At 64.2% G+C, this 12,480-nt stretch carries 12 protein-coding genes and 1 tRNA gene; 6 read left to right on the forward strand and 7 right to left on the reverse strand.

All coding sequences use genetic code 11. The features are described from left to right. On the reverse strand, positions 1–231 hold a 231-nt coding region (locus YU1_RS34245), incomplete at its 3' end, for a helix-turn-helix domain-containing protein (protein WP_051356556.1). Between the two features lie 251 nt (positions 232–482). Between YU1_RS34245 and YU1_RS32980 the strand changes: the two genes are divergently transcribed. Next, the gene (locus tag YU1_RS32980) at positions 483–1,043 is read left to right on the forward strand and encodes a helix-turn-helix domain-containing protein (protein WP_084540105.1); all 561 of its coding nucleotides are present in this window, start codon (positions 483–485) and stop codon (positions 1,041–1,043) included. Positions 1,044–1,631: 588 nt separating this feature from the next. Here YU1_RS32980 and YU1_RS0124655 read toward each other — a convergent pair. The 3 genes from YU1_RS0124655 to YU1_RS0124665 all read right to left on the reverse strand — a co-directional run bounded on the left by YU1_RS0124655 (position 1,632) and on the right by YU1_RS0124665 (position 4,649). Further along, positions 1,632–1,721 (reverse strand) — tRNA-Ser (locus YU1_RS0124655). A 323-nt stretch (positions 1,722–2,044) separates the two neighbouring features. Continuing rightward, the gene (gene dapD / locus YU1_RS0124660) at positions 2,045–2,911 is read right to left on the reverse strand and encodes a 2,3,4,5-tetrahydropyridine-2,6-dicarboxylate N-succinyltransferase (protein WP_051357314.1); all 867 of its coding nucleotides are present in this window, start codon (positions 2,909–2,911) and stop codon (positions 2,045–2,047) included. 118 nt (positions 2,912–3,029) lie between these two features. Continuing rightward, a complete protein-coding gene (locus YU1_RS0124665; RefSeq protein WP_029006342.1) occupies positions 3,030–4,649 on the reverse strand; it encodes a peptide chain release factor 3 in 1,620 nt (539 codons plus the stop codon). Between the two features lie 265 nt (positions 4,650–4,914). On the opposite strand from YU1_RS0124665, the gene YU1_RS32985 reads away from it, so the two are divergent. The 3 genes from YU1_RS32985 to YU1_RS32995 are packed head-to-tail and all read left to right on the forward strand — an operon-like array spanning position 4,915 to position 8,188. After that, positions 4,915–6,057, forward strand: a complete 1,143-nt coding sequence (locus YU1_RS32985; RefSeq protein ID WP_245263448.1) for a PP2C family protein-serine/threonine phosphatase — start codon at positions 4,915–4,917, stop codon at positions 6,055–6,057. A 53-nt stretch (positions 6,058–6,110) separates the two neighbouring features. Continuing rightward, positions 6,111–7,124: a serine/threonine-protein kinase gene (locus YU1_RS32990; RefSeq protein ID WP_084540107.1), complete on the forward strand. Its 1,014-nt coding sequence runs from the start codon at positions 6,111–6,113 to the stop codon at positions 7,122–7,124. Beyond that, a complete protein-coding gene (locus YU1_RS32995) occupies positions 7,121–8,188 on the forward strand; it encodes a serine/threonine-protein kinase (protein ID WP_198019050.1) in 1,068 nt (355 codons plus the stop codon). Before YU1_RS32990 ends, YU1_RS32995 begins: the two co-directional genes overlap by 4 nt. Positions 8,189–8,260: 72 nt before the next feature. Here the strand turns inward: YU1_RS32995 and YU1_RS0124675 are convergent, their stop codons facing one another. Beyond that, positions 8,261–9,670, reverse strand: a complete 1,410-nt coding sequence (locus tag YU1_RS0124675; protein ID WP_029006344.1) for an FAD-binding oxidoreductase — start codon at positions 9,668–9,670, stop codon at positions 8,261–8,263. Positions 9,671–9,853: 183 nt separating this feature from the next. Here YU1_RS0124675 and YU1_RS0124680 point away from each other — a divergent pair, with 183 nt between their 5' ends. Beyond that, positions 9,854–10,288: a hypothetical protein gene (locus YU1_RS0124680; protein WP_029006345.1), complete on the forward strand. Its 435-nt coding sequence runs from the start codon at positions 9,854–9,856 to the stop codon at positions 10,286–10,288. A gap of 85 nt (positions 10,289–10,373) precedes the next feature. Then, entirely contained in the window at positions 10,374–10,829 is a 456-nt protein-coding gene (locus tag YU1_RS0124685; RefSeq protein WP_156922433.1) for a hypothetical protein, read from the forward strand. Positions 10,830–10,842: 13 nt separating this feature from the next. Here the strand turns inward: YU1_RS0124685 and YU1_RS31080 are convergent, their stop codons facing one another. Together YU1_RS31080 and YU1_RS0124695 are read right to left on the reverse strand one after the other, a co-directional pair. Beyond that, a complete protein-coding gene (locus YU1_RS31080; protein WP_198019051.1) occupies positions 10,843–11,916 on the reverse strand; it encodes a class I SAM-dependent methyltransferase in 1,074 nt (357 codons plus the stop codon). A 304-nt stretch (positions 11,917–12,220) separates the two neighbouring features. Next, positions 12,221–12,480: IS5/IS1182 family transposase (locus YU1_RS0124695; protein WP_029006347.1), on the reverse strand; the 260-nt coding region annotated here is incomplete at its 5' end.

Here is a 12,480-nt window from a genome sequence, read left to right on the forward strand (position 1 = left end):
TGCCCAGGGTGACGGCTTGGCGTACCGCTCGGGCCAGATCTTCTCGGGAGCGATTCCGAGGAAATCGGCCAAGGCTTTCTCGCCTGCCAGGTGACGGCGGACGAGAGCGGAGCGGCAGGCCGATTGGTCGAGACCGGCTGCGAGGGCGATTGCCGTCAAAGTGGTCTCGCGCCGATGCACCTCGGCCCGGATCGCGTGCCTGTCCCACACGACAGGCGCCGACTTGGTCATGTTGAACTCCTCGGAAGCCGGCTCCTGCCAGAGCCGGTTTTTTCGGGGCATTGCGCACACGAATGAGATCGCGAATGCGTTCACTTGAGGAAATCTGGCATGTTTGTGCCAAGTGATCAAGCTCATATGTGCCTATCCGACTTCCTTGATGGGTCGGATAAGGTCGTTTTGTGCTATTCATTTGGCACAAAAGAGCTTTTCAAGATGGACGCGTCGGGTCCGACTTGGCCTAAATCGTCCGAGTTAGCGCTATGAACACGGACACGTCCGAACTGGCAGCGCGGATCAGGGAGTGCGCGCGGATGGTGGGGGGCGGAGAGGAACTGTCTCGACGCACCGGAATTCCGCGTCGCACCTTGGAAAACTATCTGACCGGACGAGAGCCGCAAGCTTCCAGATTGGCTGCAATCGCCGATGCAGCGGGGGTTTCGCTTGATTGGCTTATTAGGGATAAGGGGCCGAAGATCGTGCCGACTCTGCTCCCTTCGCAGGCGTCAGGCTCAGATGTGCTCATTGATCCGACGGCAGGCAACGGAGGGTTCCTGGCGCACGCGCTGTCTACGCCTTCCGGCATCGACGAGGAACTCATGGGTCGGATCACCGACGCCATCGCTCGACTCTATAAGGATGAGAAGGTCGGCCTGGCGGCCATCGACCTCGGCCGTCTCAGCGGCCGGAAGTACGCAGAGATCACGTCGGCGACCGACGATGCGCAGGAACGGCTGGCGATGATCAAGTTGGTGGTGACACAACTCCGCGCCGATTTGCGCTCCGCTGCGGAAGCGCCGGGCAGCGGTAAACGCTTGGCCTGAGGGTCGTGAGAAAGGCCATTCTCGGCGTTATCGTTGACGCTGCGCTGGAGTTCGCTCATTCCATGCTTGCGTCTGGCTGCCGCTAAAGCCCTGATATGCAAGCAATGTTTTTATCCGCCGCCTTCCAGTTGCGGCTAAGTTCAAGCTTCAACGGTTTGCCGGCAAGCCAGCGCCGCAGCACTCGCAATCGGTGTGGGGATATGTTTCGTCGGGGAGCGACGACAGAGGGCGTGAGAGGGTGACATTCGATCTTGCGCGAACCGACGAAGCGCGTCGCGGTGCCATTCGATCTTGCGCGGCCACGAGAGGGGCCATTGGCTGCCGGCAGCGCAGCCAGCTCCGTCACCGCAAGGCTTTCCCGCTCATTCCCGGCAATCCCGCCTAATCCCGGCTGTGCCCCTAGATGACATCTGATCCTGCGTGTCACAGGATCGGAGATGAACCGAACCGGTTGGCAAGGTCGGACGGAATGCGGATCTGAAATCGTAGTCCGAACGGGCGTCTATCGAGGTACATGGCGCGGGTACACTCACGGGTACGGAAGCCCGCGCCGCGCATGAAACATCAATTAAATCAATGGGTTATAGCTGGCGGAGAGAGAGGGATTCGAACCCTCGATACGGTTGCCCGTATACACGCGTTCCAGGCGTGCGCCTTCAACCACTCGGCCACCTCTCCACGGCACCCGCCCAAGGCGGGTGCGGAACGTCATCGGCGCAGACGGGGCCAAGGCCGCCGACTGGACGATCCTGACAGGACGGGATCTCTCCCCGGCGCCGGTTGAAGCGCCACACCCTGGCAAGGCGGCGGAATATAGCCGTTCAGATCGCGCTGGCAAGCCGCTTTCCACCGCCAAATGAGGCTCATCCCGCCGGGCGCAAGGTTCAGGCGAGATTGCCCGCCGGCGCGCCCGCGCGGCCCCCGGCGCCGCGCCTGTCCCCGGCCGCGATGCGGCTGGGAAAAGGCTGACAGGTCAGGGCCTTGCGAGGGGGACGTGCAGCTCAGTCGCGCAGCAGATCGTTGATGGAGGTCTTGGCTCTCGTCTTCTCGTCCACCCGCTTGACGATCACCGCGCAGGACAGCGACGGGCCAGGGGTGCCGTCCTTGAACGGCTTGCCGGGCAGGCTGCCTGGCACCACCACGGAGTAAGGCGGCACCTCGCCGATGAAGATCTCGCCGGTCTCGCGGTCGACGATCTTGGTGGAGGCGGAAATGAACACGCCCATGGACAGAACCGAGCCGCGGCGGACCACAACCCCTTCCACCACCTCAGATCTTGCGCCGATGAAACAATCGTCCTCGATGATCACCGGGCCGGCCTGGAGGGGCTCCAGCACGCCGCCGATGCCCACCCCGCCGGACAAATGCACACGCTTGCCGATCTGGGCGCAGGAGCCCACCGTCGCCCACGTGTCTACCATGGTACCTTCGCCTACATGGGCGCCCAGGTTCACGAAAGACGGCATCAGCACCACATTGGGGGCGATGTAGGCGGACTGGCGGACGATGGCGCCGGGCACGGCGCGGAAGCCGGCGGCGCGGAACTCCGCCTCGCCCCAGGAGGCGAACTTGGAGGGCACCTTGTCCCACCACACCGCCCCGCCCGGGCCGCCGGGGATGACGGCCATGTCATTGAGGCGGAAGGACAAAAGCACCGCCTTCTTGAGCCACTGGTTGACCTGCCAAGAGCCGCTCTCGGTCGGCTCGGCCACCCGGGCGGCGCCGGAATCCAGCAAGGACAAGGCCTCTTCCACCGCCTCGCGGATCTCGCCGCGGGTGGAGAAGGTGACCTCGGCGCGGGCCTCGAAGGCCTCCGTGATGATGCTCTGGAGGCCCGGATCCTGTGCGCGGCCGACTGCGTTCGACATGAAATTCCCCTGTTCAGACACCGTGTGGCATCGTCCGCCTTTAGTCTAAGACCGGACCCGCCCCCTCATTTCCGCCATCCGGCCCCGCGGGACCGGCCGACAGCCGAAACAGCCCGGCTCAGCCGCGCTCCTTGACCGCCACGAATTTCAGCTTCGGCCATTCCTCGATGGCCCGGTCCAGCACCCACTGGCTGCGCGCCAGATACACCGCCGCGTCGTCGCGGTCCTGGGCGATGGAGGAGCGCGAGGTCTCCACGAAGCGCTCCACCTCGGCCCGCTCGCCGGTCACCCAGCGGGCGGTGACGAAAGACACGCTCTCATAGCGGATCGGCACGCCGTATTCCTTCTCCAGCCGCGAGGCCAGCACGTCCAATTGCAGCGTGCCCACCACGCCGACGATGGGCGCCGGGTCGGTGAGCGGCCGCAGCACCTGCACCACGCCCTCCTCAGCCATGTCGTGCAGGGCCTTGGCGAGCTGCTTGCTCTTCATCGGGTCGGCGAGGAGCACCCGGCGCAGGATCTCGGGGGCGAAGTCCGGGATGCCCTCGAAGCGGATGGTCTCGCCTTCCGAGAGGGTGTCGCCCACCCGCAGCATGCCGTGGTTGGGGATGCCGATGATGTCGCCGGCCACCGCCTCGTCCACCGTCTCGCGCTCCTGGGCGAAGAAGAAGATCGGGTTGGCGATGGCCATGTGCCGCTTCTCGCGGGCGTTGAACAGCTTCATGCCGCGCTTGAACACCCCCGAGCACAGGCGCACGAAGGCCACCCGGTCGCGGTGGTTGGGGTCCATATTGGCCTGCACCTTGAACACGAAGCCGGAGACATTGGCCTCCGCCGGCTCCACCACGCGGCCGTTGGCATTGCGCGGCAGGGGGCTGGGGCCGAAGCCGCCGAGCCCGTTCAGCAGTTCGCCGACCCCCGCCTCCTTGATGGCCGAGCCGAAGAACACCGGGGAGAGATGCCCCTCGCGAAAACTCTCCAAATCGAACGGCGGCAGCACGCCGAGCGCCAGCGACAAGCTCTCCACCGCCTCCTCGACGATGCGCTCGGGCACGCCGGGCAGGTCCAGGCCCAGGAGGTCGATGGGGTCCTCGAACTTGACCTCATGCACCAGCGGCCCGCCGCGCTCCTGCGCGAACAGGGCGCGCTTGGCCGGCACGTCGATGATGCCGCGGAAATCGGTGCCCATGCCCACCGGCCAGGTGTGGGGGGTGAGGTCGAGGGCCAGGGTGGCGGCGATGTCGTCCATCAGGCCGACCGGGTCCAGGCTCTCGCGGTCCACCTTGTTGATGAAGGTGAAGATGGGGATGTCCCGCAGGCGACACACCTCGAACAGCTTGCGGGTCTGGCTCTCGATGCCCTTGGCGGCGTCGATCACCATCACCGCCGCGTCCACGGCGGACAGGGTGCGGTAGGTGTCCTCGGAGAAGTCCGAGTGGCCGGGGGTGTCGAGCAGGTTGAAGACGATGCCGTCGCGCTCGAAGGTCATCACCGAGGAGGTGACGGAGATGCCGCGCTGCTGCTCGATCTCCATCCAGTCGGAGCGGGTGCGGCGGCGCTCGCCGCGCGCCTTCACCTGTCCGGCCTGGCGGATGGCGCCGGAGGCGAGCAGCAGCTTTTCCGTCAGCGTGGTCTTGCCCGCGTCGGGATGGGAGATGATGGCGAAGGTCCGGCGGCGCGTGAAATCAGCGGCATCCGCGCCGGCCTCGGCCGGGTGATGGGCGGTCGGGTCGAGCATGGCGGGGGTTATAGTGGGAAATGGGGCGGAGGGGGAGAGGGGGCAGAGGGGCTTTAGACTTTGATCTCAAAGCGGCTGCCCCCCATTCTCGACAGCGCCAACATGTCATTCTTGTAGCCAGCTAAGCCGCCGCATCCTGCTGATCGGGTGAAGCGCGAGAAATCTCGCAGGGCTCCATCTCCTCAAGACGGCGACCTCATTCCGCTTTCTAGTCTCCTTCTCGCGGCATATGATGACGACTCATTCGAGGATCACATTGAACCAAGTGCAGGAAATTCCCGCTCTACGCGAGCCCATTGCACAGCGAGTATTCGCGCTCCTGAACGACCGGCAGCGCCGTGCCTGGGAGATCGATGAGCCGTATGCCGTTGCTTCATCGACTGGCAACGTCCGCCATCACAACGAAGACGCCGGGATCATTGTCCGGTGGAGGCAGAGCGATGCGCGTGAGCGCAATACCGACATCGCTATCGTCTGTGATGGAATGGGCGGCATGCAGCATGGGCGGTTCGCCGCGCAACTAGCGGCCAGTGTCTTCATCAGCAGCCTGCTTCGGCAACCAAGGGTAGTGCCTCTGCGTGGTCGTGCACAACGGGCAGTGCTGAGTGCGCAAAATGCCGTCTATCACCACCTTCGCGGGGACGGAGGAACTACGCTAACTGCGGTCTGTATTGAAGGCTTAAATATCTGCTTGGCACACGTGGGGGATAGTCGCGCATTTGAGGTGGACGGGGATGGACGTCTTACGCAACTCACGCGGGACGACACCATTGGAGCTGCACTCAACCGTTCAGATCCGGATCGCCTAGATTTTAATAGACTCATTCAGTATATTGGCATGCAAACTAACGATGATGATGCGATTCTAGAACCTCAGATCATCGTTATTCCCACAAATATCACTCGGCGCGGCTTTCTTCTTACCTCAGACGGAGCACACAGCGCTGGTCGTGATTTTTTGACCCGTATAGCCACAAACGCTGGGACTGCTGGCGATCTTGTGCGCAGACTGATGAATGTTGCGGATGCGCTGGGTGGTTTGGACAACGCCACCGCTCTTTTCGTACCCGATCACACGATTGTTGCCAGCACAATTGGCCCAGGCATATCTCTTAATCTTCTCGCGGCAACGGGAGAAGCTCAGGTGTGGTTTTCGCCCAGCTACGGACTTGACGACCAGCGCAATGCGCTAAGTCCTTCCGCCGAGCTTCAGAAAGCCGCGCAATCTCCTTCCCCTCCACCGCCCTCTCCGCCTCGACCTCAGCCGTCGGTTGAGCCGCGCACACCAAAGAGGTCGCCATCAACTAATAAACGCAGCACGCGGCGAAAGAAGAACGATAAGGGCGACGACCCGGCTCCTTTGCCCCTGCAGGTCCGGTTCTCAGAAGACGGTGAGGATGACGCTTGATCCAAATACCGTTGCGCTACACCCCAAACCCTGTTCGGTCCGCCGCTGGCGGAATGTCACGGGCACACGTCTGCACCGACCGCCACTTAGACAGAGATGTGCTGGTGAAAGAGCTGCAAGATGGTGTGGAGATGCGGCGTCTTAGCGATGAAATCGCCGCGTTAGCGTCAATCAGATCCAAACACGTTGTTCAGTTATATGACGTAATTCGCGATGTCAGCGGAAATATTGTTGGAATTGTTGAAGAGTATTTACCCGGAGATGATTTAAATTCAATTATTCCGCTGGACGATTTGGAAAAATTCATGCGAATTGCATTCGCTATCGCGTGTGGAATAGCGGATATTCATTCGGCAGGACGCATACATAGAGACATCAAACCCGGAAACATGAAATTTGATGCGGAAGGTTGCTTAAAGATTTTTGACTTCGGGCTGGCGCGTGCCGCCTCCGATGAGGCTGCGACCCGAGGCGCCGTCGGCACGGATGGCTATATGGCGCCCGAATTGTGCGTAGATGACCTTGACGAAGCACGGTTCACGCAGGCGATCGACACATATGCATTTGCCGCCACGATACTTAAACTCATCCGTGGCTCTCTGCCTGTATCATTGAGGCGCGTGCCTCCAACCACAGACGCGCAGGCGGATTTCACCCTTCAGCCTCTCGTGCTCCCCCAAGACGTCGCAGCGCTTTTCAATCGCTGTTTCGCGACCTACCCCCATCAGCGGCCAGCGATGGCAGATGTCCGCGATCTTTTGGGAGCGCATATCCTTCGTGACCGACACCGAGCGACCATGATCGCCCTGGGACACGCTTATGAGTTGAACGCAAGCAAGCGAGGTGTGAATATTACCCTTGGCCAACTTGGCACGCTGAGACTGAGCTATGATGGGCTTCACTTTGGAATTGTCTCCGCCAGCGGTCAGGTTTTTGTCAACAACGTGCAGGTTCAAGTTCCGCATCGACTACCTGGCGCTTGCGTAATCACCGTTGGCGGTCCCGAATACGGACCGAAGCGAGCACATATCACCGTTGATGTTTCCCATCCTGAGGTCGTTTTATGACGATGCACCACGCCGGAGAGGTTATCGCAGACCGGTATGAAGTGGTCCGATTTATCGGGCAGGGCGGGATGCAAGAGGTTTACGAGGCGCAGGACAACATATTAATTCGACGCGTCGCCCTGAAATGTCCTAAAACCATCTCAGCGAACAGGCGATTTGCGCGAAGCGCTGCTACTGCCGCGAAGATCAACCACGCGAATGTCGCCAAGACGCTCGATTACATCCCCGACACGGCCCATCCCTTCCTGATCGAGGAGGTTGTAGACGGGTGTGACCTGAGCGAGTTCATGAAAGAACACGTTCCGACGCTTGATCCATATTCCTGTGCTCAGGTAATTCATAGATTGGCAAAAGGACTTGCCGCATCACACCATGCGGGCGTAGTTCACCGTGACATAAAGCCATCCAACATTATGGTTGTAGGCGGAGCTGCCTTTACTGACGTCAAGATCACTGATTTTGGTATTGCGAAAATGGCGGAGGTCGAACTGGACCACGCCGTGAATGGTGGGGAAGAGGCGCTAACGCAATCTGCAACCGCACTCGGTGCATTGCCTTACATGGCTCCTGAAATGATTGAGTCGTTCACAGATGCAGGAAGGGCGGCGGACGTTTGGTCTCTAGGGGCGATGGCGTTCGAACTTCTGACCAGTAAGAAACCGTTCGGCGCGGGCTATCGGGCAGTTCCGCTCATCCAGGCCGCGGTGATGCCTACTCTCCCACGAGATCAAGCTCCAAAGGCTCAGTTCGCAGCATTAACTAACCAAATCTACGACATCATTCGAACCTGCCTATCACGAGATCCGTCTGTCCGTCCAACGGCCGACGGGCTGGTCACCCAGTGTGAAGCACTCTGCTATTCCGACGCTCGTCGGCAATACGGTTTTGTCGACTCTTTTAACCATCGGGACGATGGATTTATACGCACAGACAGCGGTGGGTCGGTGTTCTTTCATCAGAATAGCGTTCCATACGGTCGCGTTGAAATAGGTCAGCGCGTTTGGTTCTCAAGGCATCACGGTGCCCCTCGCGACCGGGCCTTCCCTGTTGTTCGTGCTCGCTAGGTGGGCAGTCTGAACCGGTGCATAGACACAGCCACGGTCGCGCATGCAGTTCTCAATTCTCCCATTCCCCCCTCACCGCACCACCTTCCCCGGGTTCATGATCCCCTTCGGGTCCAGCGCCGCCTTTACCGCGCGCATCATCGCGACCTTCGCCGGGTCGCCGTAGCGGTCCAGCAGGTCCAGCTTCACGACGCCGATGCCGTATTCGGCGCCGAACGAGCCGCCCATGGCCACCGCCAGATCATAGAGGCGCGGCGAGACCTCGCGCTCGAACCAGGGTTTGTAGCGCGCCGGCTCCGCGCCCAAAGGCGCCACCACGTTGAAATGCACGTTGCCGTCGCCCACATGGCCGTAGATGGAGAGGCGGCCGCCCTCGGAAAAGCGCGCCACCACAGCGGACGCCTCGCGGATGAAGGCCGGCAGGCGGGTGGTGGTCACCGAGACGTCGTGCTTCACCGAGCCGCCGTTCGCCACCTCCGCCTCGGGGATGTGCTCGCGCAAGACCCACAGCGCGTCGCGCTGGGCGCCGCCGGCCGCCAGCGTGCCGTCGGTGACGAGGCCCTCTTCCATCAGCTCCTCCAGCAATTGCGTCACCGCCGCCTCCAGCGGGAACAGCGGGGAGGAGGTCTGCGCCTCCAGCAGCACGTAATGGGCGGCGGGCTCTGAGAGCGGGTGGCGCAGGTGGCCCTTGGCGGCCAGCAGCAGTTGCAGCGAATGGTCGGAGACATATTCGAACGAGGTGACGTTCTCCCCCGTCAGCGCCCGCGCCCGCGCCAGGATGGCGGTGAGGGCGTCGATGTCGGCGATGGTGAGGAAGGCGGTCACGGTCGCCACGCTCTTCAGCGCCAGCTTCAGCGAGACGGCGGTGATGACGCCCAGCGTGCCCTCCGCCCCCAGCAGAAGCTGCTTCACGTCATAGCCGGTGTTGTTCTTGCGCAAGGGCTGGAGCACGTCGAGCAATTGCCCGTCCGGCAGCACGGCTTCGAGCCCCAGCACCAGATCGCGGGCCATGCCGTATTTCAGCACCGAGACCCCGCCCGCATTGGTGGAGAGGTTGCCGCCGATCTGGCAGGACTGGCGCGAGCCGAGATCCAGCGGCAGCAGCAGGCCGGCATCGTCCGCCGCATCCTGCAGCACGGAAAGCACGCAGCCGGCCTCGGCGGTGAGCGAGAGGTTGGCGGCGTCGAGCGCGCGGATGGCGTTGAGCCGCTCCAGGCTCAGCACCAGTTCGTTGCCCGTGGCCGAAGGGGTGGCGGCGGCGCAATAGCTCGTGTTGCCGCCCTGCGGCACCAGCGGCACGCCATGAGCGGCGCAGGCGGCGACGATGCGCTGCACCTCCGCCGTGGTGCGCGGGCGCAGCACGGCGCGGGCGGCCCCGGTCATGTATTTGCGGAAATCGGTGAGGTAGCGCGCCGTCACGTCGCGATCGGTGGTGATGAGGTCCGCCGGCACTGCCGCCAGCACGCTGTCGATGGGGGTCATGCGTCCGTCCCTGCTCCGTTCCCGCCGCTGCCTTCATAGCAAGATGGCCGGGGCATGTGGGCCGGCGCGCGCGCCGCCTGTGGACGGCGGGCCGGGATGGCGCGCCGGCCGCCCTTGCGCCGGGCCCGCGGGAGGGCTTTGGTGGGCGGGCCGGGCGGGCGCCGGCGCGAGACAGGAGCCGGCATGCGGACCATCGGCCTGACGACGGGTCTCCTCGCGGCGGTCCTCGCCCTCCCCTTGCCGCTCGCCCTGCCCCTCGCCGGGCCGGCGGCGGCGCAGGCGCCGGCCGAGGCGGCCAATGTGGTGGTCATCGCCATCGCCGTGGTGAAGGCGCCGGAGGGCGCGGGCGCCGCCTGCACGGTGAAGGGCCAGGTGCGGCAAGTGGAGCGCGGCACCCTGTTCGGCATCGGCCAGAACGTCTCCTTCGCCGTGCCCTGCCGCAAAGGCGCCAAGGCGGGAACCAAGGACGGGGCCAAGGACGGGGCCAAGACGGGGGCCGACCTCGACCGGCTCACCGCCTCGTCCTATGGCCGCGCCGCCCTCGACGCCAAGGGCGCGCTGCTGCCGGGGCAGTATGAGATCCTCGACGACGCCCCGCCGCCGCCCGCGGCGGAGTGAGCGGCACCGCCCTCGCTTCGACACGATCCTCCCGCTCAACTGGTCAGCGGGGACAGGCGGAGCGGGGGCGCGCATGACACGGCGCATGACACGACGGACGGCACGGGGCATGCGGCGGGCGGCCGGGCTGGCGCTGGCGGGCGCGCTGATCCTGGGTGCGCTGATCTTGGGCGCGCTGATCTTGGGCGCGGCGAACCCCGCCTTGGCGCTGCTGCCGCCGAAATACTATCAGCAGGCCCGCCGGCAGGCGCCGAACGTGGTGGTGATCGCGGTCGCCTCCGTCACCGAGCCGCAGGCGGGCTACGGCGCCTGCGCGGTGGCCGGGCTGGTGCGCAAGGTGGAGCGCGGCACGCTCTACAAGCCCGGCGCCGCCCTCACCATCGCCGTGCCGTGCCGCAAGCCCGGCGTGCAGCCGCCTTTGGGCGGCACGATCTATGCCGACCCCGCCGCCCTGCGCGCGGCGCCCTATGGGCGGGCCTATCTCGACGCCAAGGGCGCGCTCATGCTGTCGCAATACGAGGCGCTGGCGGCGGCGCCCTGAGCCTCGTCCCGCCTCACGCCTTCTCCAGCAGCAGCGCCTGGGTGGCGAGCGGGCAGACCAGCGGCTGCGGCGCCTCCAGCAGGCGCTGGCGCAGGCCGGCCAGCAGGCGGCCGGAAAAGGCGCGGCGGAACGTCTCGTCGCGGCCGCGGTCCAGCGCCGCCAGCAGCGAGGGCAGGAAGGCAGCCTGGAAGAAGCCGATGGTGCGGGCGGCGAACAGGGTCGCGTCGCCGTCGGTCTCGTAGGTCGTCCAATAGGGATCGGGCAGGTCCTGCACCACGTCGGCGCGCACGCACAGGCCCTGGAACGGCCCGTCCGCGAACGGCGCGCGCACCGCCGAGGGGGTGCGCTCGTAGACGATGATGGTCATGCCGCCGAACTCGGCCGCCTCGATCATGCCGTCCGCCGCCATGCCCTCCAGTTCGTCCTGCACCCAGGCCATGAGCACGGGGAAGCTGCTGCTCCCGTCCACCTGGCGCACCGGCTGCACCACCACCAGGCAGCCGCCGGGCACCAGCTCCGCCGCGCGATGGGTCAGGAAGGCGCGCCAGTCCTCGGTGGAATGGGCCTTGAAGGCGCTGCGCACCTCGGGCGCGGCCATGGGCGGCCAGACATGGCCAGCGTAGCGCACCGGGGCGCTGCTCAGCCAGTGCACCGCGAAGGACGACCAGCCCACCGTCACCGCCGCCGTGGGCATCACCTGGCCGTAGAAGGAGCGGCCGATGGCGAAGGGAAACACCTGCGGGTCGACGTCGAGATAGCTGTCGGGATGGTCGCGCAGCAGGCAGAACAGGGCCGAGAAGTCATTCTCCGGCTGGTCGGTATGGATGATGGCGAGCGAGGTGTCGGCGCCGACGCGCCCGCGCATGGCGCGGATCGCCTGCGCCATCGGGCGCAGGGAATTGCCGCCCTGGGCGGAGCCATAATCGACGATGGCCAGGGGATGGGCGCTCACCTGCACGCGCTCCAGCGCCAGCGCCAGCAGCTCCAGCGCCGGCTCGGCGCCGCGCGCCTGGAGGCTGGCATTGGCCGTGTAGCACCCGCCGCTCTGCATCGGAGCGGGGTGGGATCGGGACGGAGTCGGCAGCACGGGCGGCATCCTGCGCGAGATTGTATTCAATTTTCACCGAACCATGCCGCAAGGGACGGAACAAGCGCCTGAAATTTCAGCATCCAGCCCCATGCAAGCTAGAGTGGTACCTCCATGTTCCGCAACGCCCCGCCGCCGCGACGGCCTGCGATCTTTTTCTTCATAGGAAACAGACGCCTAGAGCGCGATCCGATCAGATTGAATCAATCTGATCGGATCGCGCTCCAACTTGATGATGGAGAACGTTTTGCCGTTCAAAGGGCGGTGCCATTTGAACGGAACGTGCTCTAGGTGGTGTGGACAGTTACCTGATCCACAGGACGATGGCAGCGATTGTGACGATGGCGAGGTAGTTTCGCGCGGTCTTCTCGAAGCGGGTCGCGACACGCCTGAACTGCTTGAGCTTGGAGAAGCAGCATTCGATCAGGTGGCGCTGAGCGTAGAGGTGCCTGTCGAGGCTATGCTTCCTGGCGCGGGATGGATTGGACGGGATGACCGCCTGCGCGTTCCTTGCCGCGATTGTGGCGCGCAGGGCGTCGCTGTCATAGGCGGTATCGGCCATGA

Source organism: Azorhizobium doebereinerae UFLA1-100 (genome assembly GCF_000473085.1).
Classification (GTDB): Bacteria; Pseudomonadota; Alphaproteobacteria; order Rhizobiales; family Xanthobacteraceae; genus Azorhizobium; species Azorhizobium doebereinerae.

What these genes read in the sequence shown, in the direction of transcription:
- YU1_RS32980 (WP_084540105.1), top strand. Translation starts at nt 483, where the DNA reads ATGAACACGGACACGTCCGAACTGGCAGCGCGGATCAGGGAGTGCGCG.
- dapD (WP_051357314.1), bottom strand. Translation starts at nt 2,911, where the DNA reads ATGTCGAACGCAGTCGGCCGCGCACAGGATCCGGGCCTCCAGAGCATC.
- YU1_RS0124665 (WP_029006342.1), bottom strand. Translation starts at nt 4,649, where the DNA reads ATGCTCGACCCGACCGCCCATCACCCGGCCGAGGCCGGCGCGGATGCC.
- YU1_RS32990 (WP_084540107.1), top strand. Translation starts at nt 6,111, where the DNA reads ATGTCACGGGCACACGTCTGCACCGACCGCCACTTAGACAGAGATGTG.
- YU1_RS32995 (WP_198019050.1), top strand. Translation starts at nt 7,121, where the DNA reads ATGACGATGCACCACGCCGGAGAGGTTATCGCAGACCGGTATGAAGTG.
- YU1_RS0124675 (WP_029006344.1), bottom strand. Translation starts at nt 9,670, where the DNA reads ATGACCCCCATCGACAGCGTGCTGGCGGCAGTGCCGGCGGACCTCATC.
- YU1_RS0124680 (WP_029006345.1), top strand. Translation starts at nt 9,854, where the DNA reads ATGCGGACCATCGGCCTGACGACGGGTCTCCTCGCGGCGGTCCTCGCC.
- YU1_RS0124685 (WP_156922433.1), top strand. Translation starts at nt 10,374, where the DNA reads ATGACACGACGGACGGCACGGGGCATGCGGCGGGCGGCCGGGCTGGCG.